The sequence below is a fragment of the Myxococcus sp. AS-1-15 genome, assembly GCF_020037055.1.
Classification (GTDB): domain Bacteria; phylum Myxococcota; class Myxococcia; order Myxococcales; family Myxococcaceae; genus Myxococcus; species Myxococcus fulvus.
The window spans coordinates 242,314-266,858 of record NZ_JAIQDF010000015.1 but is presented as its reverse complement, the minus strand read 5'-3'; the positions used below and the strand labels follow the sequence as shown (position 1 = coordinate 266,858).

Below are 24,545 nucleotides of genomic sequence, written 5' to 3'. Positions count from 1 at the left end.
GCCCTTCCTGCGCGGTGACGTCAGGGCCGCCCGTCCGGTTCGACGGGGGTCAGGCGCCCGTCCATCGTGACGCGCAGCACGTGGGCGGGCGCGGACACACCAGCCCGGCCGCAGAAGACTTCGTCGAGTCGCTGATTCGTCGTCCCCACCACGAGGCTCCCCGCCTCATCCAGCGCGTGTGCCAGCGGCGCGCCTGGGAGTTCCACCCAAGGCGTGGCGCGCCACCGTCCCTCGGACGCGTCGACACGCACCAGACGCCCGTCTCCACCAAACAGGTGCGCGAGTCCCTCCACCACCACGAGGGTGCCGTGCACCCGCACGGCCAGCAGGGGGTTGGCATGTGGTTCCTCCAGCACCGTCACCCGCCCTGCCTCGTGCACTTCCAGCGTGCCGCCAAACTCCCCGGAGTCCCGGCCGACGAGGCAGGCCTCCCCCATGGCTTCGAGGACGGACGCGAAGTCCGCTCCAGGTACGTGCGCGCATGGCCCCTCTCGTGACGGCGCCTTCGGCTTGTCCCAGTGCAAATGGATGGACGTGGGGCTCTGGCACATCTGCCAATCCGGGCCGCGCCCTGGAAGCACACTGGGGGGCTCAGAAGGCGACGCCGGCTGCACCTCATCACCGGAGAGAGCCTGCAGGGCCCACCTCGCGTGGCTCCGCGCCACAGGAGAGGCATGCGTCGTCAGCACCTGATGGAACAGCGGCTCCAACTCTTCCCTATGGGCCCGGAAGGTGGAGCTGCCCAGCGCCCGGACAGCAGCGGCCTGAACTTCGCTGTGCGGCGCATACACCGCCTGGCGCAACGCATCGAGAGCGGCTGGGTCTCCCACGCGTCCAAGAGTCTCCGCCGCCCGCGCGCGCTCCCACCCCTCCTCCCCCGTGGCCAGCAGGCGCAGCAGCGGCCCCGTCGCGACTGGCCGCGCCACCGGCCCCAGGGACGCGAGGCTCGCGAGGGCCCGGGCGCGGCATTCAAGCACGGCGAGCTGCTGGAGGACCTCGGGCACCGCAGCAGGGCTGTTGAAGGCCACCAGCGCCTGCAGCGCCACGGGCGTGAGGCGCACGTCCGCCCGTTGTAGCCCCTGGAGTACCTCGGGCTCGGCCTTCGCCCCCTGGCGCTCGTAGGCCGCCAACACCGACGCCACGTAGGCCGCTCGCGGGGTACACCCGTCGAAGATGGCCTCGCAACTTGGCGCTGGAGCTGCCGGGCAGGACATCCCTGGCGGGCGCCGGAGAGTGGGCTCCGCCAGCTCTCGCGCAAGGAGCGTCCGTAGGCGCGGGACGAAATTCTCAGTGAGCATGGAGGCGCGCCGGGCGAGCACGTAGCGCACCCGCACCAGCGCCTCCCAGCTCGATTCCGGGTTCTCCAGCACGTCCAGCAGCACCGGAACCAATTTCGGCCCGAGGTGCTCCAGTGTCGACGTGGGCGACTCCATGAGGTGTCGCACCATGGCTGGAGCTGCTCGCGCGTCATCGAGTGAGGAGAGCGCGTGCAGAGCCATTCCACCGGGCTCGCGTTCATAGGCTTCGAGGAGCGCAGGCACAGCCTGCCTGGCCTTCTCTTCCATCGACGCCAGCGCGAGTGCTGCACCTCCGCGGACCCGACGCTCCCCATGGCAAAGAAGCGGAATCAGCCGGGGGACGACGTCCTCCCCCTCTCGCCCCAGCTTCCACGCAGCACACTGCTGCTCCGGCGGCAGCCATCGCTCCCCACTGTCTGGGCCGTGGACTTCCTGCAGGAGCGCAAGGCACGCGTCGGCCCCCTTGCAGCAGCCCTCCCACGTCATGACGTCGTCCCGCCTCCACGCCTGCCGGGCACACCCCAGCGACAGCGCCACCACCGCGCACACGAGCCCAGCCAGCCAGCGGGGGCGCCCGGACCTCACCTCTCCCTCCATGTCATCGCCTCTCATTCTCCCTTCGCGGTGAAGGGACTCCGAACCCAGCGCTTCAGCCAGTCACGAGCCGCGCAGCGAAGGAGCGCTGTGCGCGAGGGGCCTTCACGACGCGGGTGCCGGCCATCCAGTCGTGAAGACACCGCCGGTCCTCTCCAACGCAGAAGAGCGCGTCCACGAGGCCGAACCACCCGCAGTAGCCGCAGAGCGCAATCGGGAGCGCGTTCCTCAGCAGGGCGATCCTCCACACCTCCGCTGGACGGCCATCTCTTCGGACGACGCGGATTCCCAGGAGCCTCTTGCCGAGACTCGCCCCCGTCCCTCGAATCAGGCTCGCCTGCACGAACAACACGAGGAGCGCCGGGGCGTAGACGACCGGAGCCTTCATCGCCGCCTCGTCCGGAATGGCCAGACACCGAAGGACGCCCAGGAGCAGGGACGGCAAGAGGAGCGCGAAACCATCGACGAGGCTTGCCGCGAGCCGGGCCCTGCGCGTCGCCAACTCAGGAGCGGCGTGAAGGCACCCGAAGCACCGGCCCGCCCAGGACAAGGCACAGAAGGCACAGACGAAGGTGCCGCAACGGGTACAGGCACCGGCAACGGAGAAGCCTGGGTGCTCGGAGCATTGGGCTTCCGAAATCGATTCAGCGGCCTCGCGGAAGTCGGACATGGGGAGCCGCAGCACAGCTACCCCGCCCCAAGACGGCAAGTTCCTTCAACGAGAAGTTCCCCTTGCACCCACAAATGCAACCCAACAGGTTTAGTCCACTCGACCTTCCCAACATTCTCCTTGCCACCCACGGGTTACCGCGACGCCTGTTTCCACTGATTGGGGGAGCGTCCCGCTCAAGAAATGAACCCTTGAAGCGCACTGCTCCAGGGAAGATCCACGGCGGAGGGACCCTATATTTGGCGGGCGGAGCGACCAACCTCGATTGCTGCGCCTCGATAGCGTCAAGGCTACGCGAGGACCTGTATCATCATGGTCCAGCGAGGCGCGTGGAGAGCATTGTCGGCTTGGCGCGTCCACGGGGGCGACAACATTCCTGCCCCAAAGGGCCACTCGTTGGCACTCGCAAGGCCTCGGTGCAGGAGTCTCGGGGTAAAGAGTCAAATTCTACGCCACGGAGAGGGACACGTTATAGACCGACGTGTCCCGCAAGCCGGTGTCAATGGCGTTACGAGGATGAGCCGGGCTCGACCGGTGCCGGTGCATTCACGTCGATTCCGTCCCGGCGAAGCTCGTCCGTGCCGGCCGCAATCGCCAGTGTACCGGGCGGGTTGTCGTACCAGCCCGGGTCCGCGTAGCTCTCCAACCTTTCGCGAACCTTGAGCACGGTGAACATACCACCTGCGGTTATGTAGTCGTGCTTGCCCCGGGCCCCCAGCATGGGAATGGAGTTGGGTGGAACGGGCATCCCCATTTCGGCCATCTCCGCCATGCCCGTCTGTCCCATCGTCATGTAGCCCGGCAGCAGCGAGCGTACCTTCGCGTCCAGAGTCCCCGGATTCACGCCAATCATGTTGGGGAACTCATGGCCCATCTGGTTCATCATGTGGTGGGTCATGTGGCAGTGCAGGGCCCAGTCACCGGGCGCGTCCGCCACGAACTCGATGACACGTGTGCTGCCCACGGGGACAAGCACCGTCCCCTCCGGCTGCCGCGCAGACTCGGGGACGCGTCCGGCGTCCGTTTCGGTGATTCGGAAGTGGTGGCCGTGAAGGTGGATGGGATGGTGGTTCTGCGGGCTCAGGTTGCCCAACCGGATGCGCACCCGCTCGCCCTGGCGCACCACGAGCGGCTCCGTGCCTGGAAACGCCTTCGCGTTCATGGTGAGCACGTTGAAGTCCGTCATCTCGTTCGGATTGGGCCGCCCCGTGCCGACGTCGATGCGCCATTCATGCAACAGGATTGCGAAGTCCCGGTCGACGCGGGGCCCCGCAGGCTGGCGAGGATGGATAATGAACATCCCCGTCAGGCCGAGGCCAATCTGCGTCATCTCGTCATGATGCGAGTGGTACATGTTCGTACTCGCTTGGCGCAGGGTGAATTCGTACCGGAACGTCTCACCCGGGGGGATGGACTTCTGGCTGAGGCCCCCCACGCCGTCCATGCCGCTTGGAAGCAGGATGCCGTGCCAATGGATGGTGGTGGCCGCTGGTAGCCGGTTCGTGACGTAGATGCGCACTCGGTCACCCTCCACCGCTTCGATGGTGGGTCCGTGGACCCGGCCGTTGTAGCCCCAGCAAAAGGCTTTCAGTCCCGGAGCAAACTCGTGCTCCACCTCCTCGGCCACCAAGTGGAAGACCTTCACGCTGTCCACGACCCTCCATGGCAGCTTGGAGCCATTGGGCACCACCACGGGTCGGTAGTCCCGGTTGGGCATTCCGGGGCGCAGCCAGTCCTGCCGCGTATGGCGCTGGCCGATGTCTGCGGCGGAGCCCTCGCGGGGCCCCTGGGCCCTTGGGACGTCTGACTGAGCGCGAGCCGCAGAGCCGCTCAGCAGCAGCGCGCCTCCCGTGAGCGTGACGCCGGCCGTGGCCAGCATGCTCCGCCGCGTCAGCGTTCCCTCGGCTCCAGTCTCGGGAAGGTTTCCAGGGGGGCCCCTGCGCTCCGGAGTCCGAGGAGCGTCATCCTCGCGGCCCGGTGCGTGCTCGGTCTCAATCGTGCGGGTTCTCATGGGGAGTCTCCGTGCCGTTGGCGGTGTCCTGTCCATGCCCGGTGTGCGTCCCAGGCTGTGCTGGCTGCGAGGGTTGCGCGGGCTGGATAGGCGGCCCGGGCTGCGCTGGTGGGGCGGGCTGCACCGGCTGCGTGGGTGATGGCGTGGATGTCGCACGACCCTCCCGAAGCCGGCCGCCTACGAGCCGCTCGAGTTCGGCCCGCGCCATCCAGTAGTCGCGGACGGCCTCGATGTAGCCTCGGTACGCCTCCACCTGCTCGCGCTTGGCGGAGAGCAACTGGAAGAGGCCAATCTGCATGGCGTTGTACTGGAGTTGCGACTGCTCGACGACCTTCTCGCGCAGCGGCAGGACCACCCGCCGGTAGCGGTCCGCCACCCCGCGGAGCGCCAGCAGCCGGGCGCAGGCGGCGCGGACCTCCGAGCGGGTGTTGACGGACAGCTCCGTGAGCCGCCGCTCGCCCTGGCGGTGCTGGGCCTCCAGGCGGGCAATGAGGGCTTGGCGCTGGTCGAAGATGGGCAACTCCAGGGACAAGGTTGGGCCGAAGAGCCTCGGGCCGTCCGCGTCCTGGTGCGTGTGGACGCCCACTTCCACCCGGCCGAAAAAGCGCGTACTCCGCGCTAACTCCAGCGCGTTCCAGAGCAGCGCGGCCTGCTTCCGGGCTGCGTCGATGTCCAGCCGCTGGCGGATGGCAAGCGACTCCAGGTGTTCCAGTGGGGCTTCCTGCTCGGGCAGCGGCGGGAGCTTCTCGGACACGGTCCACTGCGTGCGTGGGCCCCACAGTCCCATGAGGCGGTTAAGGTGCTCCCGGGCCTCCACCCACGCGACCTCACCCTCCGACAGCTCGAGCCGGGCTTCCTCGGCAGCAGCCTGCTCACTGGCAAGGTCCAGTTCGGTGATGTTACCTGCGGAGCGCAGCCGCACAGCGAGGTCCGCCGCCGCTTCAGCCGCCTGAAGCGCCATGCGTCGCAGTTCCACGAGCTGCTTGAGGGCCTGCACCTCACTGTAAGCCTTCCGCACCTCGGCCGCGGTGGCCAGCGCTTCATGCGCCACGCGCAACGTGTCGGCCATGAATTGTTCCCGGGCGACGCGCTTGCGCAGGGGAAGCGTGAAGAGGTTCACGAAGTCCTGCACCAGCGAGACCTCGTACTCTTTGGAGCCAACTCCGGAGATGGGAAAACCGAAGCTCCCGTCCAACGTCGGGTTGGAGAGCAGCCCGGCCTGCACCATGTCGGCCTGCGAGACACCCAGTTCCTCGTAGGTGCCCTGGAGCGCCGGATTGTTGAGCAGGGCCACCTCCACCGCATGGTCCGAGGTGAGGTCTTCCTTCAGGAGCGCATCGAGATGGCGGGCGACCTCGGCATCCTCCGGGGTGCCCTGGTTCCAGCGCGTCTTCCTGCCCAGCCGCTCCTCGACGAGAGCCGCCACCTCCGCGTGGCCACGCTCCTTCTGGATGGACGCGCAGCCGCCCGCCATCAGCGCCGCGCCAGCGAGTACGGCCAGCCTCACGGATGCCCTCCGTGTCCATGCTCATGGCCCGCAGGCGCTGAGCCTGGCTGCCCCGCATCGGTGGCCTCCGCGCCCGAGGGCTTCTCCGGCACCAGCTTCATGCCGCACTTCGGGCAAGTGCCTGGCTTGCTGGACCGCACCTCCGGGTGCATCGGACACGTGTAGACGGTAGTCCCAGCATCCGAGGCAGAGGCTGGAGAGACGGCCCCGTGCCCGGCGTGCCCCGCGCCTTCTGGCGCCTTGGCGGGCGCGGGCACTTCCGGAGTGGGGGCCGCGAATGCGGTCGGCTGGGCAGCAGGTGGGGCCTCGGGCGCATCCGGATTCGAGGGGTCCATCGCAGCGGGAGGCCTCTTCTGCTCGGAGACGCAGGCCGCGAAGGAAAGGATGCTCGCCAGCACAACAAGGGTTCGGCGCATGGGAGACCTCGGGGACATGCAGCCATGGCATCTAGGAAGAGGCCCAATGTCGATGGCCCAGTGGTTCATGGGGTTCACAACCTCACGGCTCCGTGCAACGAGGCCGCTTCACGTTCCACCTGTGACCGAGCCGGTTACAGCGAAACCCGTCTGGGCACTCCGGACAGGGGCCTCGCCAAGACAACTCCGCCTGAACGGGCGCGTTCAGCTGCCGGCACGCGTTGTGCTCTAGCGAGCCGTACCCACAGGATGCCGGACGTCCCCGAAGGCATCCTCACTCCGGAGCAACCAACCGATGAAGAAGAGCCTGATGGGAGTCCTTGCTGCCCTCCCCCTGTTCGCCGCGGCCCCTGCGGTCGCGTGTGAGGAGCACGCCAAGCAGAGCGAGCACGCCAAGCACGGCGAGCATTCCGCACACGGAGGCACGGCCAAGGCCGCAGCGTCTACGCAGAAGCCCACCTCGGCCCCTGCCGCCAAGAACGGCCTCCAGACCGTGGCTCTCACGGTGACCTCCAAGGGCTTCGAGCCCGCGAACGTGAAGGTGAAGGCCGGCCAGCCAGTCCGCCTCGTGGTCACCCGCAAGACGGACAAGACATGCGCCACGGAGATCGTCGTGGCCAACCTGGGCATCAACCAGCCGCTCCCCCTGGACACGCCAGTGACCGTGGAGTTTACCCCCAGCGAGTCGGGCACGCTGCGCTACGCCTGCGCGATGGACCACATCAGCGGGCTCGTCACCATCCAGTAGTCCGCCGCGCCGTGGCGCGGGCCTCGCGTAGGGCCGCGCCGCAGCTAGGCATCCAGCCGTTCCGGGACGACGTTGCGCCGGGAGAACATGGTCTCCAGACAGCGTCCCCGCGCCGGTTCAGCACGCAGCTCGCGGTGTGATTCCCGGAGTTACACCGTGACTCCACGGGCTCCGACTTCCTCGGGCCCGCACGCGAATCTCCCCTGGCGCTCCGTCTCACCCACGAGGGCCTACCCATGGCACAGGCCCTGCAGCCCTCTCTATCGTGCAATCAACTCTCGACATGTCCCAGCCAGCCCTCTCCCCTGTGTGGCGATGCGGCTCGATGAGGCACGTGGCTCTCATGCTGGCGCTGCTCTCTCCGGTGGCGGCGCTGGCCCAGGAGGACGCCCGCGCGCCAGCCATGCAGGCCACCTCCATGCCGGCGCTGTTGACTGACCCAACGCTTGCGCAGCTCCTCACGGAAGCCCTTGAGGCGCGCCCTGAGCTGCGTCAGGCCAAGGCACAGGTCCAGGCGGCACAGGAGCGCGTTCCTCAGGCGGGTGCCCTTCCGGACCCGGTCCTGCAACTGGGCATCCAGAACGACGGCTTTGGCGAGCTGATGATCGGCGAGATGGAGGGCAGCTACTACAGCATCATGGCCTCACAGGCCGTGCCCTTCCCTGGCAAGCGTTCGCTGCGTACCGAGGTCGCACGCCTGGGGGCCAAGGCCGCGTCAACGCAAGTCCTGCGAGCGCGGCTGTCTATCGAGGCTGAGGTGTGCCGTGGCTACCTCGACCTGGTGCTGACGCGCGAGCGGCTCAGGCTGTTGGACCGGCTTGAGGCGCTCTGGAAGCAATCCGCCGAGACAGTCCGCATCCGCTACGAAACCGGTGAGGGCGCCCAATCCGACCTGCTGCGCTCCCAACTCGAACTCAACCGGCTGCGTCAGCGCCGGGTGGCACTGAACGCCGACGAGCGCACCCGGGTGCAGACCCTGAACCGGCTGAGTGGCCGGCCTCTTGATGCGCCCCTGCCCACCACTCTGCGCGTGCGCGACCTGGGGGTGCCGGAGTTCGGTGACGCCGAATCAGCGACGAAGGACGCGCTCGCCCGCAGCCCCGAGCTAGCCCAGGCGCGCGCAACGGTGGAGCAGGCCAGCCAGCAGGTGGCGCTGGCGCGACGTGAGCGCCTGCCCGACTTCACCGTGAGCGCGGGAGTCATGCCCCGTGGCGGCGACTTCCCACCCATGTGGCAGGCCAATGTCGGCGTCACCCTGCCCATCTTCTCCGGGAGGAAGCAAAACCGCGCGGTAGCGGAGAGCCGCGCCAATGCCGAGGCCACCACTCAGGCCACGGAGGCAGTGGAGCAGGTGCTGCGGCTGCGGGTGCTGGAGCGCCTTACCGCCCTGGCCGCGCTGCGCGACACGGTGACCCTCTTCCGCAGTGGCATCTTGATGCAGTCGTCAGCGACCGCCGAGAGCACCCTGACGCAGTACCGCGTCGGACGCGCCTCGTTCGCCTCGGTGCTGGAGGCCAACACCGGCATCATCCGCGACGAGGAGGAGTACCTGCGGACGCTCGTGGATGCGCAGCGCCTCGCCATCGCCCAGGCCGAGGTGAGCCTGGAGCCCGTCGGCTCCATCGCTGCGGGCGGCCTCGGCTCGGGCGGCATGCCCGGAGCGGGCAGCACCCCGTCGGGCCCCGCCCCCGCCGCCTCGTCTGGTGGCACTGCCGGCGCCGCTCCCGCCGCCGCCTCCTCGTCTTCCATGTCCGGAATGTAGTTCTGGAGAACCCATGTCTCTTGAGAACCCTTCGCCGTCCCCCGCGCGCCGCCGCTTCGGAGCCGCCGCGCTCGCCGCCGCGGCGCTGGCCAGCGCCGTCCTGGGCGGAGGCGCCGTGCACCTGCTGTCCCACCAGGATGAGGCGCATGAAGCCCTCGCGCCGGCTCCCTCGGCCAGCTCCACCCCATCCGCCTCCGAGCCAGCCGCCACTCGCTACCAGTGCCCGATGCACCCGAGCATCGTGCAGGACCACCCGGGCAAGTGCCCCATCTGCGGCATGGATCTGGTGGCGCTTTCGCCGGCTGCTCCCGGAGGCGAGGGAGCCGCAATGGTGCAGGGGCTGGCCCCCGTCACCATCGACGCCTCGCGCCAGCAGCTCATCGGCCTGCGCACCGCTCCGGTGACGGAGGGCAAGGTCGGGGGCACCTGGCGGACCAACGGCCGCGTGGCCGTGGACGAAACCCGCGTGCGCCGCGTCAACATGAAGGTCGCCGGCTTCGTCGAGCGCGTGCACGCGGACTTCACCGGCAAGCCCGTGCGCCAGGGTGAGCCGCTCCTCTCCCTCTACAGTCCCGAGTTGCTCGCCGCGCAGGAGGAGTACCTGCTGGCCCTGCGCACCCGCCAGGCCCTGGGCGAAGCCGAGGGAATGGCCACGGACGGCGACACGCTGGTCGCGGCGGCCCGACGCAAGCTGCTGCTGTGGGACGTGCCGCCGGCCGCCCTGGAGCGGCTCGCCCGCGCGGGCGAGGCCACCCGCACCCTCACCCTGGTGTCGCCCATCTCGGGCGTCATCACCAAGAAGGATGTCGTGGAGGGAGCGCGCCTGGAGATGGGTGCCACGCCCTATGAGGTCGTCGACCTGTCGCGCGTGTGGGTCCTCGCGGACGTGTACGAGAGCGAGCTGCGCCACGTAAAGGTGGGCATGCCCGCCAACCTCCAGCTCAAGGCCTTCCCCAACCGGGTATTCGCCGGGAAGGTGGCCTTCCTGGACCCTGTGCTGGAGCCGGCCACGCGCACCGTCAAGGTGCGCCTGGAGTTCCCCAACCCTGACGGCGACCTGCGCCCCGAGATGTTCGGTGAAGTGGTGCTCCGCGGCATGACGCGGGACGCGCTGAAGATTCCGTCCGACGCCGTCGTTCCCACCGGCACCACCCAGGTCGTCTTCCTGGCGCTCGGCGACGGGCGCTTTCAGCCCCGCGAGGTCCGCCTGGGCGAGTCGGATGGAAAGAGCGTGGAGGTGACGTCGGGCCTGAAGGCCGGCGACCAGGTCGTCACCGGCGCCAACTTCCTCGTCGACTCCGAGTCGCGCCTGCGCGCGTCGCTGGCCGTGCTGGCCTCCTCTTCATCCGGCAGCGCCACGGCAGAGCCTCCCCCCTCCTCGCCTCCGGCGAATGCTCCCCCGGCCCCCTCCGGCCACGAAGGTCACTGAGCCATGATTCGCGCCATCATCCGCTTCTCGGCGGAGAACAAGTACCTGGTCATCGCAGCCACCGTGGTGGCGCTCATCGGCGCTTGGTGGACCATGCGGAACATGCCGCTGGACGCGCTGCCCGACCTGTCCGACACCCAGGTCATCGTCTACGGCCGGTGGGACCGCAGCCCCGACATCATCGAGGACCAAGTCACCTACCCCATCACCACCGCGCTGCTGGGCGCCCCCAAGGTGAAGGCGGTGCGCGGCTTCAGCGACTTCGGCTTCAGCTACGTGTACGTCATCTTCGAGGACGGCACGGACATGTACTGGGCACGCACGCGGGTGCTTGAGTACCTGTCGAAGATAACGCCCCAGCTTCCGCAGGACGTGAAGGTGGAGCTGGGCCCGGACGCCACCAGCGTGGGCTGGGTGTTCCAGTACGCGCTCGTGGACAAGAGCGGCAAGCACCGGCTGGACGAGCTGCGCTCCTACCAGGACTGGTTCCTGCGGTATCAGATTCAAAGCGTACCCGGCGTCTCCGAGGTGGCCACCGTGGGCGGCCAGGTGCGCCAGTACCAGGTGACGGTCAACCCCAACACCCTTGCCAGTTACGGGCTGTCGCTAGACGCGGTGGTGCGCGCCGTCCGTCAGGGCAACAACGACGTGGGTGGACGGCTCGTGGAGGTGGCCGGGCGCGAGTACATGGTCCGGGGCCGTGGCTATGTGAAGAACGTGGAGGACATCGAGAAGCTCGTCCTCAAGGCCCAGGGCGGCACCACCGTCACCATCAAGGACGTGGCCAGCGTGGCGTTGGGCCCCGAGCTGCGCCGTGGCGTGGCCGACCTGGACGGTGAGGGGGATGCAGTGGGCGGCATCGTGGTGATGCGCCAGGGAGAGAACGCCCTCAACGTCATCGAGCGCATCAAGGCGAAGCTCGAGGAGCTCAAGCCTTCGCTGCCCGAGGGCGTGGAGGTCGTCACCACCTATGACCGCTCGGACCTCATCGAGCGCGCCATCGACACGGTGACGCACAAGATGGTGGAGGAGATCATCATCGTCTCCATCATCATCCTCATCTTCCTGTGGCACGCGCCTTCGGCCCTCGTACCCATCGTCACGATTCCCGTGTCGGTAGCGCTGGCGTTCATCCCCATGTACGCGATGGGGCAGAACGCCAACCTCATGTCGCTGGCCGGCATCGCCATCTCCATCGGCGTGCTCGTGGACGGCGCCATCGTCGAGGTGGAGAACGCGTACAACAAAATCCACCACTGGATTAAGGACGGGAAAAAGGGCGACTTTCACCAGGTGCGCCTGGAAGCGCTGATGGAGGTGGGGCCGGGCGTCTTCTTCAGCCTGCTCGTCATCGCCGTGGCCTTCATGCCCATCTTCACGCTGGTGGACCAGGAGGGCCGCCTCTTCCGCCCGCTGGCGTACTCGAAGAACCTGGCCATGGCCATCGCCGCGCTGTTGGCGATTACGCTCGACCCCGCGATGCGGATGCTCTTCGCCCGCGTGGAGCCCTTCCGCTTCCGCCCGAGGCTCCTGGCGTCGGTGGCCACCACGGCCCTGGTGGGCAAGTACTACTCCGAGGAGCGGCACCCCATCAGCCGGCTGATGCACCGGCTCTACGAGGGCCCCTGCCGCTTCGTGGTGCGCCACGCCAAGGCCACCATCGCCGTGAGCGTGCTGCTGGTCGCCACCACCATCCCCGTGTACCTGCACCTGGGCAGCGAGTTCATGCCGCCGCTCAACGAGGGCACCATCCTCTACATGCCCTCGGCGGTGGAGCCCGGCATGTCCGTCGCCGAGGCGCAGCGCGTGCTGCAAGTCCAGGACAAGCTGCTCATGCGCTTCCCCGAGGTGGAGCGCGTCTTCGGCAAGGCCGGCCGCGCCAACACCTCCACCGACCCCGCCCCCTTCACCATGATGGAGACGACGGTGCTGCTGCGCCCCGAGTCCCAGTGGCGCGAGGTGCCACGCTGGTACAGCAATTGGGCTCCCGAGTGGCTGAAGAGCGTCCTGCGTCCCTTCTGGCGTGACCGCATCACCCAGGCGCAGTTGGAGTCGGAGATGAACGCCGCGCTCCAACTACCGGGCATCTCCAACGCGTGGACCATGCCCATCAAGGGCCGGCTGGACATGCTGACCACCGGCATCCGCACCCCCGTGGGCATCAAGATCATGGGCGCCGACCTGGCCACCGTGGAGCGCATCGCTCGCGAGACGGAGGCCGCGGTAGCGAAGGTGGAGGGCACCCGCAGCGCGTTCGCCGAGCGCGTGGCGGGCGGCTACTTCCTGGACTTCGTCCTCAAGCGCGACGAGCTGGCTCGCTACGGCCTGAGCGTGGACGACGCGAACATGATGGTGATGACCGCGGTGGGGGGCGACAACCAGTCCACCACCGTGGAGGGTCGGGAGCGCTACGGCATCAACGTGCGCTACGCGCGGGACTACCGCGAGGACCTCCAGGCATTGAAGCGCGTGCTGCTGCCCCTCCCCGGCGGCCAGGGCCAGATCCCCATGGAGGCCATCGCGGACGTGGTGCTCGCCCATGGCCCGTCGATGATCCGCAACGAGAACGGCATGCTCACCGGCTACGTCTACGTGGACTTCGATACCTCCAAGTACGACGTGGGCGGCTTCGTGGAGCGCGCCAAGGAGGCGGTGGCCAGCGTGAAGGTGCCCCCGGGCTACTCCATGACGTGGAGCGGGCAGTACGAGAACATGCTGCGCGTCCGCGAGCGGCTCCAGCTCGTCATCCCGCTGACGCTCGTGCTGATTTTCGGGCTGCTGTACATGAACACGAAGTCAGCCTTCAAGGCGGGCCTGGTGATGCTGGCGGTGCCCTTCTCGGCCATCGGCGCGGTGTGGCTGCTCTGGGCGCTCGACTACAACGTCTCCATCGCGGTGTGGGTGGGCATGATTGCCCTGATGGGACTGGACGCGGAGACCGGCGCCTTCATGCTCCTCTTCCTCGACCTCTCACATGACGAGGCGAAGAAGCGCGGGATGCTTCGCACCGAGGGCGACCTGGTGGAGGCCATCATTCACGGGGCCGTGAAGCGCGTGCGGCCCAAGGCGATGACAGTCATGGCGGCGATGCTCGGCCTGCTGCCCATCATGTGGTCCACTGGCACGGGCGCGGACGTGATGAAGCGCATCGCAGCGCCCATGGTAGGCGGCCTCGTCACCAGCTTCCTGCTGGAACTGCTCGTCTACCCGGCCGTCTACTTCCTGTGGAAGCGCCGCGAGGTGGTTCCAGGGCCGGCAACTTCCGAGCCGGAGGTCCCTGGAACCGCAGCGGTCGCGGCCTGACGCTGTACCCGTCACAGTGTGACCATCCCAGTTACGCTCCCCACATCCCTCTCCACAGGGCCGGGGCCTGTGTCAGGAACGAATTCAGGCACTTGCTGCGAGCGCGGTGTTGGCCTGCGCATTGCTAAACTTTCATCTTCGTTCGCTGGGGGACGCTGTGTCCGGAACTGCTCGCAGGCTCCTATACGCCTTCTCGCTCCTCGTCCTGGCCTTCGGCGCAGCGGCCTATGCCGCGCTCGAAGGCATGGCGGAGATCCACGAGGCCCTGCACAGCGTGCGGAGGCAGGAGACCGCCGTGCGCACCACGTTGTCGCTCGCGACCGCAGTGCGAGACCTCTACGCTCACCTGGCCCATACCCTCATCCTCGGCAATGCCAGCCACCTGCCGCTCTACGACGGTGCCCACCGCCGCGCTCTGGCGCTCCTTGAGCAGGTCCAGGCGCAGGCGATCACCCCCGAGGAGCGAGCCCAGGTAGACACGATGCGTCGCACCACTGCGGAACTGGACCTGCTCTTCCGGGAGGCACTCGTCCCGGCCGTCCTGAAAGGGGACCGCACCACAGCGGTCCGTGAGCACTCCCGGGCACTGGAGCTCGTCGGCGTCATCCAGGAGAGCGCGGACACCCTGGCTTCGCACTACGAGCGCGCCATCGGGAATTATGAGGAGCACGCGAGCACAGTCCAACACGGCAGCTTCCAATGGACCGTCGTGATCCTGGCCGCCGCGGCCCTCCTTGCGGCGGGTGTGGGCCTCTATATCGGCCGTTCGGTAGCCCGTCCTGTCTCCCTATTGGAGGCCGGCGCGGCCCGCATCGCTGCGGGCGACCTCACCACCCGCATCGCGCTGAACCGCCCGGACGAGTTCGGAAGACTGGCACAGCAATTCAACCGGATGACCGCCGCGCTTCGTGAGCACCAGGAGCGTCTGGTGCAGAGCGAGCGGCTGGCGGGCATTGGCCGCCTGGCAGCGGGCGTGGCGCATGAAATCAACAACCCCCTGGGTGTTATCCTGGGCTACGTGCGCCTGCTTCAGCGCAAGGCGGAAGGCGCGCTGGCCGATGACCTGCGCATCATCGAAGAGGAGACGCTGCGCTGCCGTGACATCGTGGAGGGGCTGCTCGACCTGTCGCGACCGCTCCAGGTTCCGGGTGAAACGCTGGAGCTGCGAGAGCTGGTGGAGGAGGTCATCTCCCGGCTGCGAGAGTCCGCCCAACTCTCCGACGTCTCCTTGACGGTGGAAGGCGAAGCCCAGGTGGCCGGCCACCCGCAGCGGCTTCGCCAGGTGGTCACCAACCTGCTCAAGAACGCCGTGGAGGCCGCAGGGCCTTCGGGACAGGTGACGGTGGCCATTCATGCGCGCGAAGGTGAGGTGGCGCTCACGGTCCGCGACACCGGACCAGGCCTTGCTCCCGAAGCGCACGAGCGGCTCTTCGAGCCCTTCTTCACCACCAAACCTCAAGGCACCGGGCTGGGGCTGGCCGTGTCACAGGCCATCGCCCAGGCCCATGGAGGCCACATCCAGCCACGCAATCTCCCCGGACATGGCGCGGAGTTCACCCTGCATCTCCCCCGGAGTACGCCGTGACGAACAGACCGAGCGTTCTCGTCGTCGACGACAAAGAGAACATGCGTCACCTCTTCACCCGGATTCTGGGTGACGCCTACCAAGTGAGGACGGCTGAAGACGGCGGCCGTGCGCTCACTCTCATCCAGACCCAGGAGTTCGACCTCGTAGTGACGGACATCCGCATGCCGGGGGCAGACGGCTTCGAGGTGCTAAGGGCCGTCAAGCAGCACTCGCCGGCCACCGAGGTCATCATGATGACGGCGTATGCCTCCGTCCCCAAGGCAGTGGAGGCCATCAAGGAGGGGGCCTACGACTACCTGCCGAAGCCCTTCGACCCGGACGAGGCATCCCTGGTCGTGGCTCGCGCTCTTGAGCGCAAGCGGCTCAAGGAGCAGGCGGCCACATTGCGGCGCGAGTTGGAGGGCATCTACAGCTTCCAGAACATCATTGGCAGGAGCCCACCAATGCGCACGCTCTACGGCCTGCTGGAGCGCGCCGCCGAGTTGGACATCACGGTGCTCATCACCGGAGAGACGGGAACGGGCAAGGAGTTGGTGGCCCGGGCCATCCACCACCACGGCCCGCGGAAAGACCGGCCCTTCGTCGCCGTCAACTGCGGCGCGCTGCCCTCGGAGCTCATCGAGAGCGAGCTGTTCGGTCACGCCCGGGGGGCATTCACCGGCGCGGTGGAGACCAAACCCGGCCTTTTCGAATCCGCGTCGGGGGGGACCATTTTCCTGGACGAGATTGGCGAGCTGCCCCTGGCTGTCCAAGTAAAGCTCAACCGAACTCTCCAGGATAAAGAGGTCCGACGTGTCGGTGACTCGGTGGCGCGCCGCATCGACGCACGCGTCATCACCGCCACCCACCGCGACCTCAAGGCCGACGCCGCCGCAGGCCGATTCCGCGAGGACCTGTACTACCGGCTCAATGTCTTCCCAGTACATCTGCCGCCCCTGCGCGAGCGGCGCGAGGACATCCCGTTGCTGGCGATACACTTTGTGCAGAAGGCGGCGAAGACCTACCACCAGTCGGTGGACGGCTTGGAGCCGGACGCGCTACGCGCGCTGACCGGGTACAGCTGGCCCGGCAACGTGCGCCAGTTGGAGAATGCCATCGAACGCGCGGTTGCCATCGCCACGGGCTCCCGCCTGGGCCAGGGCGACCTTCCACCGGAAGTCGCGGGGGCGCCCCAGGGGGCACTGCCCGCGAGCCAGCTGGTAAAGATGCCCTTCCGTGAGGCGGTGGACCTGGCGCGGGACCACGCGTCCCGGGACTATCTCATCGCCCTGCTGAGGGAGTTCGGGGGCAACGTGACTCGAGCCGCGGAACGGGCGGGCATGGAGCGCGAGAGCCTCCATCGACTCCTCAAGCGCTATGGCCTGCGTTCCGATGACTTCAAGGAGCCAGATTGAACGTCCAGCTCACGCACGCCAAGGAACGCTTCGCCTCCAGCAACGCCACAGCAGAAATTAAATGCAACCGAGTTGCACAAACACGCAAGCACGTCTATTAGGTCCCCCCTGGTCTGACTCTTCACGCGGACATTCCGAAAGGCTCGACTGATGGAACTCCTCAAGCGGACGCTGTGGGCACTCCCTTCCCTGGCGTTACTGACCATAATCGGCTGTGACGACGACTCGGACACCTTCCCCTCCGCCGAGAAGGACGTCGTGTTCGTTGTGAATGGCGGGAGCCACTCTCTCAGCGTCATCGACGTGGAGCAGTTGGAGGTGGCGAGCACCCTCCAACTGGAAGATGTGAGTTATCCGCACCACGTCAACCTGAGCCCGGATGGAACCTCGCTCGTGGTGGCCGTCCCTGGCATGGACCTGAGTGGAGGGCACGGCGGCGGCCACGCGGGCCACACCATGCCGGGCAAAGTCCTCCTCCTGGACGCGAAGACGGGCGAGACCCGGGCCATACGGCAGTTCGACGCGATGCCCCACAACGGCGCCTTCTCGCCAGATGGCACCGAAGTCTGGACGGCGTTGATGTCGGAGCCGGGCACGGTCCTCGTACTCGACAGCCGGACGCTGGAACCAAGGCAGACGGTCACCGTGGGGGACATGTCCGCGGAGGTGACGTTCTCACAGGATGGCCGATATGCCTTCGTTGCCAACGGTGACTCCAACAGCGTCACTGTCATCAACGTTGTGACCAAAGCGGTGGAGAAGACAGTGCCCGTCGGTGCCAACCCCGTGGGGGCCTGGCCGGGGAACGACGGCCTCATGTACGTGGACAACGAGGACGGGAAGAGCCTGACCGCTATCAACTCCGGGACGCTGGAGGTCGCGCGCACCTACGGATTGGGCTTCACGCCGGCCATGGCCGCCACGGCCCCCAACGGCGACCTCTGGGTGACGGACACTGACAATGGCAAGCTCATCTTCTTCGCGGCGGGAACCACGACGCGCCAGGGGGAACTCGCCACAGGTGCCGGCGCTCATGGCATCACCTTCTCCGCCGACGGTGCCACCGCCTTCGTCACCAACCAGGCAGCGGGGACGCTGAGCGTCGTGGAGGTTGCGACCCGTACCATTCGGAAGACGCTCACTGTGGGCACCAAGCCCAACGGTCTCGTCTTCCGCAAGAACTGATTTCTTCCAACAGCAGCCCTGGCCTGAAGTCGCAGTGCGCGTTGGCTCGCCAAACCGCACAAGTAAGCCTCGCGGGCCAAGCCTGTAACCTCGCCGCTCACAGCTGACAAGGAACTGCTCCGTGCTCAGTTTCTGGTCCTGCGAGCGTTCCTAGTGCCTCGGCTCGGCGAGGCGTACAGGGCGTCGAGCGTGGAGGTTGCGAACATATGAGTTCCCCTATGCTGTGCCGCGCACTGACGGTCGTATTGCTCATGGTGGTGGCAGGCTGCGGAGACGACGAGTCGAGTTCCCATGGCATGTCCATGGGCGATGACGTCGCCCCCGAACAGCTCGTCGTGGACGGCAACTACTCCGACGAGCGGTTCATCGACATGATGGCCGCGCACCACCAGATGGCCACCGAGATGGCCATGGTCGAGGAGCAGCGCGGGACGCGCCAGGAGCTTCGGGCACTGGCGACGAAGATGATCCAGGATCAGCGGCAGGAGATTGACGAACTGAAGGCCCTCAAGCAGGCCCATTTCGGCTCCTCGGACGTGCCGACCATGATGAGCGAGTCCGAGATGCAGAACAGCGGCATGCTGATGCCCGACGAGCTTGCGCAGAAGCCGGACGTCGACAAGGCGTTCATCGACTCGATGATGCCTCACCACGCGGGCGCCATTCAGATGGCGACTGTCGCGCTCCAGCGGAGCAGCATCGCGGAGATCCGCGCCATGTCCCGGAGAATCATCGACGCGCAGGCGGAGGAGGTCGGCCAGCTGATTGAGTGGCGTAAGGCGTGGTACGGCAGTCAGCCATAGGAGAGCCGGGCGTGCTCAGGGTTGTAGGCGGCAAGCCACCGCTTACACCGCCATCCCACTTTGGCTCGGCCAAGCCATCCTCCAGCTCCGGCAGCAGCTTTTCTTTGGGGAAGCTCGAGTCAGGGAGGAAATGCCATGAGGAATTTTGGGTACAGCCTGCTCATCACCACGGGACTGCTCTTCGGACCACTCGCTGGAGCCCAAGGCACCAGTCAGGCGCCGAAGGCGGAGCGCCAGACGGACGCATCCGCGCAGCAGCAATCCGGCTGTCCCTGCGAAATGATGGGCGGCGGAATGATGGGTGGCGGCATGATGGGCCAGGGCATGGGCGGCGCGGGAATGAACTGCTCCATGCGCGGAATGGCGGACGTGAAGGTGGAGCAGACGCCGACAGGGGCCATTCTGCGGCTCACCGCAAAGAACGCCGGCCAAGTCGAGGAAGTTCAGCGCATGGCGCAGGGGATGCAGCGCTGCATGAGCGGAAGCGGCACCCAGCAGCAGGGCCAACCGGCCTCGCCCGGTCAGTAGCAGCGCTGACGACAGCGTGCTGTCTCGGTCTGGAATGTAGTGTTCCTGAGAGGCACGCTCACGGATGGAGGCGGCGAGCCACCGCCTGCACGGCCTTGAGCCCCTGCCCGAAGCGGCCCATCGCCTCGCGGTGGCGCTCCAGCTCACCGTAGGGAAGGTAGCGCACGTCGAGGTCCGCGACTCGGCGGAAGGCTGGGCGCGCGAGTTGCTGCCGGACATCCTCCTCGCGGCCGTCTGGCGCGACGAGGAACAGGCCCCTCGTGGCGGAGCCCGGGGCCCCCAGCGCCAAGTCTAGCAGCCGCACGATGCCGGAGTAGATGGACGTCGTGTGCTCCACCTCGAACGCCGCGGCCACCGCGGCGCGTCCCTTCTCCAGCCAGAGCACGTCGATGAGACGGACCGCTTCGCCCCCTGGTGCCGTCGCCACGACTGACGGCAGCTCCGCGAGGCACCCATCTCCGAGCAGGCCCGTGCCGCAGCGGCGTCCGCGGTCATTGGCGGCCACCCACACGTCGTAACCGAGTGCGGCGCCCAGGTCTCTCAGCCAGCCCTGGACCTCGGTGTGGGTGAGGTCCTCGGCCTCGGCAGCCTCGCGGGCCTTGCGTGCCCCCGCTGCCTCGGTCCGCACCTTGGCCAGGTCCGCCTCCCAGGCAGCTCGCGCCTCGACGTCCTCCTCCCCGGGCGGTGGCGCATACCGGCCACTGCCGATGTCGAAGAGCAGCCCGCCCACGGCGCCCAGGTCATTGGAGAGCAACTCGCGGTGGGTCGCATTGAGCCGGAGGACGCCCTCGCGCATGGCGAGGTACTCCTCCCACTTGCCCAGCTTCACCTTCGCACCGGTGAGCGCGTTGTAGCCGTTCACGATGGCCGTGTTGAACGGCGGCATCAGCGTGGGATGCAGGAAGTAGAGCAGGTTCGCCGCGGCGGGCCCGAGCCCCTTGATTTTCCGCTCATCGAGGGCGCGGATGGCCGCCACGAGCCCCTCACCGTCACCACAGCAGGCACACGCGGACAGGAAGCGGCCGAAGGCGCGCTGGTTCTCCGGGGACTCGTAGATGTCCGGGATGCGCAGCTTGGGCTTCCACAGAAAGGCGTGGTCCGCGCCCTTGAAGATCTGCCGCTGCTCGGACACCGAGCCCACCACGGTCTCCAGGGACGAGCCCTTGTACACGTTGCCGAAGGTGCCCTTCTCGATCTCCTCCACCACCGTGGCCAGGCCGCGGCGGATGGAGCGGAAGTTCTTCAGGCGCTCCTCCCAGAGGAACCAGGAGCGGTAGGTTCCGCCCGGGTCTTCGCGCCACCGAGAGATGAGGGAACGGAGCGGTTCGGACATGCCCTCATGTTCCAGCGCGCCCGCGGGGTTCGCAAACCGGGTGTGACCGACCTCATCAGGGTGTAACAGCACCGGTTACGCCGCGAAAGCGTACGCCTGAGCAGAATTGCGGACTTACCTCTCAGGCATGGCTGGCCTCCGGGTTGCTTGTTACCGGGATGGGGAGGCCTCCTCATCGAGAGCATCCCTCCGAAGCGGGCGGGCAGCCGTGGGCCGCCTCCAGATTCACCCGGAACTGTAAGAGGGGATGGGGTGCTTCGTGAGCACCGGTGAAAGGAAGCGCGACGATGACGACGCATCACCCCCCAGATGTCCACGCCGGGCACCACCCTCCGCACCTGCCGGAGGACAAAGTGAAGGACCCCGTCTGCGGGATGTTCGTGGACCCCCATGCCGCGAAGGGCGGTAGCCACGTGCACGAGGGGCACACCTACTTCTTCTGCAACCCGAAGTGCCGCGAGAAGTTCAAGGCGGAGCCGCAGAAGTACCTCTCCCCCGAGACCCAGCCGCCACCGGCACCTGCCCCTGCTGGCACCGCGTACATCTGCCCGATGGACCCGGAGGTGCGGCAGGACCACCCGGGCACCTGTCCGAAGTGTGGAATGGCCCTGGAGCCCGAGCAGCCAGCCGTCCAGACACGCACCGAGTACGTCTGCCCGATGCACCCTGAGATTGTTCGGCCCGAGCCCGGGACGTGTCCCATTTGCGGCATGGCGCTTGAGCCACGGACTGTCACCCTTGAGGAAGCGCCGGACCCGGAGTACCTCGATATGCGGCGGCGCTTCTGGGTGAGCCTTGCCCTCTCGCTCCCCCTGTTCGTGCTGGGTATGTCCGAGATGATTCCCGGGCAGCCCGTGCAGCGCCTCGTTCCAGGGCCGCTCATGGCCTGGGTGCAGCTCGCCCTGGCGACGCCCGTTGTGCTGTGGGGCGGCTTCCCCTTCTTTCAGCGGGGTTGGGCGTCGGTACGCAACCGGCACCTCAACATGTTCACGCTGATTGCACTGGGAACGGGCGCGGCCTACGGCTTCAGCGTCTTCGCCACCCTCTTCCCCGGCCTCCTGCCCCATTCCTTCATCGGCCACGGGGGCCACGTGCCCGTGTACTTTGAAGCCGCAGCGGTCATCACCACTCTGGTGCTGCTGGGCCAAGTGCTGGAACTCCGGGCTCGTCATGCCACCTCGGGAGCCTTGAAGGCGCTCCTCGGGCTGGCTCCGAAGACGGCACGGCTGCTGCGCGAGGACGGGCGCGAAGAGGACGTGCCGCTGGAGCGGGTCCACGTGGGTGACCGCCTCCGGGTCCGCCCTGGTGAGAAGGTGCCCGTGGATGGCATCGTCCTGGAGGGCGAGAGCGCCGTGGACGAGTCCATGGTGACGGGTGAGCCCATTCCCTCCGAGAAGGCGCCCAATAGCCGGGTGACGGGCTCGACTGTCAATGGCACGGGCAGCTTCGTGATGCGGGCGGAGCGCGTCGGCCGCGACACCCTCCTCTCACAAATCGTGCAGCGGGTGGCCGAAGCCCAGCGCAGCCGGGCCCCTATCCAGCGCATCGCAGACACCGTCTCCGGCTGGTTCGTGCCCGCAGTGGTGGGAATCGCCGTCCTGACGGCGTTCGTCTGGGGGCTGTGGGGGCCGGAGCCCCGCCTCGCCCACGCGCTGGTCAACGCGGTGGCCGTCCTCATCATCGCGTGCCCGTGCGCCCTGGGCCTGGCCACGCCCATCTCCATTGTGGTGGGCATGGGTCGCGGCGCGCAGGTCGGCGTCCTCATCCGAGACGCGTCGGCACTCGAGGAGTTGGCGAAGGTGGACACTCTCATCGTCGACAAGACGGGCACGCTCACGGAGGGCAGGCCAAGCCTCGCCACGGTGGTGCCGGCCCCCGGCTTCGACGAGGCGCGGCTGCTTCACGTGGCCGGCAGCATCGAGCGCGGGAGCGAGCACCCGCTCGCGTCCGCCATCGTGAAAGGCGCACAGGAGCGCGGTGCCGTCCTCACGGAGGCCACCGGCTTCAAGTCCGTGACGGGCCAAGGAGTGACAGGCCACGTGGGCGGTGCACAGGTGGCGCTGGGGAATGCCAGGCTCCTCGCGGGGCTCGGCATCGACGCCGAGCGACTCGTGCAGAAGGCGGAGTCCATGCGGCGGGAGGGCCAGACGGTGATGTTCGTCGCCGTGGATGGCAAGCCTGCGGGGCTATTGGGCGTGACCGACCCGGTGAAGGCCACCACGCCCGAGGCCATACAGCAGCTGCGGGCCGACGGGCTGCGCCTCGTGATGCTTACCGGCGACAGCCGGACGACGGCGGAAGCGGTGGCCCACCGCCTGGGCATTGACGAAGTTCATGCCGAGGTGCGCCCCGAGGAAAAGAACGCGTTGGTGAAGCGCCTGCAGGCCGAGGGGCAGGTGGTGGCCATGGCCGGAGACGGCGTAAATGACGCGCCCGCGCTCGCCCAGGCCAACGTGGGCATCGCGATGGGCACGGGCACCGATATCGCGATGGAGAGCGCTGCTGTCACGCTGGTGAAGGGTGACCTCCGCGGCATCGTCCGCGCCCGGCACCTCAGCCGCGGTACCGTGCACAACATCCGCCAGAACCTCTTCTTCGCGTTCATCTACAACGTGCTCGGCGTCCCCATCGCCGCTGGGGTCCTCTACCCGTTCTTCGGTCTGCTGCTGAGCCCCATGATTGCCAGCGCGGCGATGAGCATCTCGTCCGTCTCCGTCATCACCAATGCCCTGCGGCTCAGGCGGCTCGACCTCTGACCACCGCCCCCGCCAGCTTCAGGAGGAGAAGCTACCGTGAGCATGCGCCGCAACGTGGTGGGAGGACTGGCCGTGATAGGCGCTCTGGCGCTCGCCCTGGGCGTGGGTGGCGGGGTGTATGGGCTGGCCATGGCGCGACGCGGCTTCTCGGCCCGAGACGAACCCTCGGCGCTCGAAACAAAGGTGGCACGTGCGGCACGGAGCCTCAGCATGCCTGCCGGCGCACGGGAGGTGAACAATCCACTCGTTCCCGTCCCGTGGCAGGCGCTCGCCGACGCACGTGCTCATTGGGGTGACCACTGCGCCATCTGCCACGCGGCGGACGGCAGCGGACAGACCCCCATCGGGCAGGGGCTCTATCCACGCGCCCCCGACATGCGCGCGGCCCCGACCCAAGACCTGAGCGATGGCGAGTTGTACTGGATCATCCAAAACGGCATCCGCCTGACGGGTATGCCCGCCTGGGGGCAAGCCCACGACGAAGTGGGCAACAACGACAGCTGGGCTCTCGTCGGGCTCATCCGCACGTTGCCGCGCCTCAGCCCGGAAGAGTTCGACGAAATAAAGGCCGCCATGCCCCAGTCCCAGCACGAGTTCAACGAGAAGCGCATGGAGGACGAGTTCCTCGACGCGGAGTAGCGCCCAACTACGCAAGGAGAGCAATGCCATGAGAACTAAACTCCATCGTCCTCCCCTCACCGTCCTCACCGTACTGAGCCTCGCCCTGCTGATGCCGGCCATAGCACTCGCCCACGGCAAGGACGGGGCGCACGTCATGGGAACAGTGAAGGAGGTGAAGCAGAACACTCTCGTAGTGGAAACGAGCGACGGGAAGCAGCAGGAGGTGATGACGGACCCCAACACTCGTTACGAGAAGAGCGGCGTGGCAGTCACCGCTGCCGACCTCAAGGCAGGTGAGCGCGTCGTCGTCCACGGCATGAAGATGAACAACGGACAGGTGCATGCGCAGTTGGTGAAGTTCGGCAAGCCGCACGCCAATGGCCCTGAAAAGCAGAAGGGCGATACCAAGAGAGCCGAGCCAGCCCCCACTCCGCCGGCGCAAGGTGAAAGCCACGAGCACTCAGGACACTGAGGCCTGCGTCTATCTGGCGCTCGCGACTTCGAAACCTGGGCCGAACCTCGCAACAGACCATGAGGGGGCCGACCGTCCCTCCCCCCATTCAATCGCTGCGTCAAGAGCGCGGCATAGCCACCTTCGG

Annotated in this window: 18 protein-coding genes; 12 read left to right on the top strand and 6 right to left on the bottom strand. The window is 67.5% G+C overall.

The window, feature by feature from the left end:
* Window positions 1–20: 20 nt before the first annotated feature.
* The 5 genes from K8625_RS33670 to K8625_RS44650 form a co-directional block, all read right to left on the bottom strand.
* Complete coding sequence (locus tag K8625_RS33670; RefSeq protein WP_223738431.1) at window positions 21–1,895, bottom strand: HEAT repeat domain-containing protein; 1,875 nt, start codon at window positions 1,893–1,895, stop codon at window positions 21–23.
* 52 nt (window positions 1,896–1,947) lie between these two features.
* Complete coding sequence (locus K8625_RS33665) at window positions 1,948–2,562, bottom strand: RDD family protein (protein ID WP_223738430.1); 615 nt, start codon at window positions 2,560–2,562, stop codon at window positions 1,948–1,950.
* 508 nt (window positions 2,563–3,070) lie between these two features.
* Window positions 3,071–4,441, bottom strand: a complete 1,371-nt coding sequence (locus K8625_RS33660) for a multicopper oxidase domain-containing protein (protein WP_141648416.1) — start codon at window positions 4,439–4,441, stop codon at window positions 3,071–3,073.
* 112 nt (window positions 4,442–4,553) lie between these two features.
* Window positions 4,554–5,999, bottom strand: a complete 1,446-nt coding sequence (locus K8625_RS33655; protein WP_223784989.1) for a TolC family protein — start codon at window positions 5,997–5,999, stop codon at window positions 4,554–4,556.
* A 77-nt stretch (window positions 6,000–6,076) separates the two neighbouring features.
* Window positions 6,077–6,415, bottom strand: coding sequence for a heavy metal-binding domain-containing protein (locus K8625_RS44650; protein WP_370639878.1), 339 nt, complete (start codon window positions 6,413–6,415; stop codon window positions 6,077–6,079).
* Window positions 6,416–6,791: 376 nt separating this feature from the next.
* On the opposite strand from K8625_RS44650, the gene K8625_RS33645 reads away from it, so the two are divergent.
* From K8625_RS33645 to K8625_RS33605, 9 genes are all read left to right on the top strand, one after another.
* The gene (locus K8625_RS33645; RefSeq protein WP_223784988.1) at window positions 6,792–7,244 is read left to right on the top strand and encodes a cupredoxin domain-containing protein; all 453 of its coding nucleotides are present in this window, start codon (window positions 6,792–6,794) and stop codon (window positions 7,242–7,244) included.
* A gap of 343 nt (window positions 7,245–7,587) precedes the next feature.
* On the top strand, window positions 7,588–9,006 hold the full coding sequence (locus K8625_RS33640; RefSeq protein WP_223738428.1) for a TolC family protein: 1,419 nt from the start codon (window positions 7,588–7,590) through the stop codon (window positions 9,004–9,006).
* Between the two features lie 13 nt (window positions 9,007–9,019).
* Window positions 9,020–10,435, top strand: coding sequence for an efflux RND transporter periplasmic adaptor subunit (locus K8625_RS33635; RefSeq protein ID WP_223738427.1), 1,416 nt, complete (start codon window positions 9,020–9,022; stop codon window positions 10,433–10,435).
* Between the two features lie 3 nt (window positions 10,436–10,438).
* A complete protein-coding gene (locus tag K8625_RS33630; RefSeq protein WP_223738426.1) occupies window positions 10,439–13,738 on the top strand; it encodes an efflux RND transporter permease subunit in 3,300 nt (1,099 codons plus the stop codon).
* A gap of 157 nt (window positions 13,739–13,895) precedes the next feature.
* Window positions 13,896–15,323: a HAMP domain-containing sensor histidine kinase gene (locus tag K8625_RS33625; protein WP_223738425.1), complete on the top strand. Its 1,428-nt coding sequence runs from the start codon at window positions 13,896–13,898 to the stop codon at window positions 15,321–15,323.
* Window positions 15,320–16,720 (top strand): sigma-54 dependent transcriptional regulator, encoded by a 1,401-nt coding sequence (locus tag K8625_RS33620; protein WP_223738424.1) that lies wholly within the window; start codon window positions 15,320–15,322, stop codon window positions 16,718–16,720. The genes K8625_RS33625 and K8625_RS33620 overlap by 4 nt, the downstream gene beginning before the upstream one ends.
* Window positions 16,721–16,870: 150 nt before the next feature.
* Window positions 16,871–17,905, top strand: a complete 1,035-nt coding sequence (locus K8625_RS33615; RefSeq protein ID WP_223738423.1) for a YncE family protein — start codon at window positions 16,871–16,873, stop codon at window positions 17,903–17,905.
* 218 nt (window positions 17,906–18,123) lie between these two features.
* Window positions 18,124–18,708, top strand: coding sequence for a DUF305 domain-containing protein (locus tag K8625_RS33610; protein ID WP_223738422.1), 585 nt, complete (start codon window positions 18,124–18,126; stop codon window positions 18,706–18,708).
* A 135-nt stretch (window positions 18,709–18,843) separates the two neighbouring features.
* On the top strand, window positions 18,844–19,236 hold the full coding sequence (locus K8625_RS33605; RefSeq protein WP_223784987.1) for a hypothetical protein: 393 nt from the start codon (window positions 18,844–18,846) through the stop codon (window positions 19,234–19,236).
* A 58-nt stretch (window positions 19,237–19,294) separates the two neighbouring features.
* On the opposite strand, the gene K8625_RS33600 is transcribed toward K8625_RS33605, so the two are convergent.
* Complete coding sequence (locus tag K8625_RS33600) at window positions 19,295–20,569, bottom strand: type II restriction endonuclease (protein WP_223738420.1); 1,275 nt, start codon at window positions 20,567–20,569, stop codon at window positions 19,295–19,297.
* A 287-nt stretch (window positions 20,570–20,856) separates the two neighbouring features.
* Here K8625_RS33600 and K8625_RS33595 point away from each other — a divergent pair, with 287 nt between their 5' ends.
* The 3 genes from K8625_RS33595 to K8625_RS33585 are packed head-to-tail and all read left to right on the top strand — an operon-like array spanning window position 20,857 to window position 24,418.
* Window positions 20,857–23,325, top strand: a complete 2,469-nt coding sequence (locus K8625_RS33595) for a heavy metal translocating P-type ATPase (RefSeq protein WP_223738419.1) — start codon at window positions 20,857–20,859, stop codon at window positions 23,323–23,325.
* A gap of 42 nt (window positions 23,326–23,367) precedes the next feature.
* The gene (locus K8625_RS33590) at window positions 23,368–23,964 is read left to right on the top strand and encodes a c-type cytochrome (RefSeq protein ID WP_223738808.1); all 597 of its coding nucleotides are present in this window, start codon (window positions 23,368–23,370) and stop codon (window positions 23,962–23,964) included.
* 28 nt (window positions 23,965–23,992) lie between these two features.
* Entirely contained in the window at window positions 23,993–24,418 is a 426-nt protein-coding gene (locus tag K8625_RS33585) for a DUF5666 domain-containing protein (RefSeq protein WP_223738418.1), read from the top strand.
* Window positions 24,419–24,545: the final 127 nt, after the last annotated feature.

Coding starts and splice junctions, on each gene's coding strand:
- K8625_RS33610 (WP_223738422.1), top strand. CDS start 18,124: ATGCTGTGCCGCGCACTGACGGTCGTATTGCTCATGGTGGTGGCAGGC.
- K8625_RS33605 (WP_223784987.1), top strand. CDS start 18,844: ATGAGGAATTTTGGGTACAGCCTGCTCATCACCACGGGACTGCTCTTC.
- K8625_RS33595 (WP_223738419.1), top strand. CDS start 20,857: ATGACGACGCATCACCCCCCAGATGTCCACGCCGGGCACCACCCTCCG.
- K8625_RS33640 (WP_223738428.1), top strand. CDS start 7,588: ATGCTGGCGCTGCTCTCTCCGGTGGCGGCGCTGGCCCAGGAGGACGCC.
- K8625_RS33665 (WP_223738430.1), bottom strand. CDS start 2,562: ATGTCCGACTTCCGCGAGGCCGCTGAATCGATTTCGGAAGCCCAATGC.
- K8625_RS33635 (WP_223738427.1), top strand. CDS start 9,020: ATGTCTCTTGAGAACCCTTCGCCGTCCCCCGCGCGCCGCCGCTTCGGA.
- K8625_RS33670 (WP_223738431.1), bottom strand. CDS start 1,895: ATGGAGGGAGAGGTGAGGTCCGGGCGCCCCCGCTGGCTGGCTGGGCTC.
- K8625_RS33615 (WP_223738423.1), top strand. CDS start 16,871: ATGGAACTCCTCAAGCGGACGCTGTGGGCACTCCCTTCCCTGGCGTTA.
- K8625_RS33630 (WP_223738426.1), top strand. CDS start 10,439: ATGATTCGCGCCATCATCCGCTTCTCGGCGGAGAACAAGTACCTGGTC.
- K8625_RS33660 (WP_141648416.1), bottom strand. CDS start 4,441: ATGCTGGCCACGGCCGGCGTCACGCTCACGGGAGGCGCGCTGCTGCTG.
- K8625_RS33585 (WP_223738418.1), top strand. CDS start 23,993: ATGAGAACTAAACTCCATCGTCCTCCCCTCACCGTCCTCACCGTACTG.
- K8625_RS33590 (WP_223738808.1), top strand. CDS start 23,368: ATGCGCCGCAACGTGGTGGGAGGACTGGCCGTGATAGGCGCTCTGGCG.
- K8625_RS33600 (WP_223738420.1), bottom strand. CDS start 20,569: ATGTCCGAACCGCTCCGTTCCCTCATCTCTCGGTGGCGCGAAGACCCG.
- K8625_RS33645 (WP_223784988.1), top strand. CDS start 6,792: ATGAAGAAGAGCCTGATGGGAGTCCTTGCTGCCCTCCCCCTGTTCGCC.
- K8625_RS44650 (WP_370639878.1), bottom strand. CDS start 6,415: ATGGACCCCTCGAATCCGGATGCGCCCGAGGCCCCACCTGCTGCCCAG.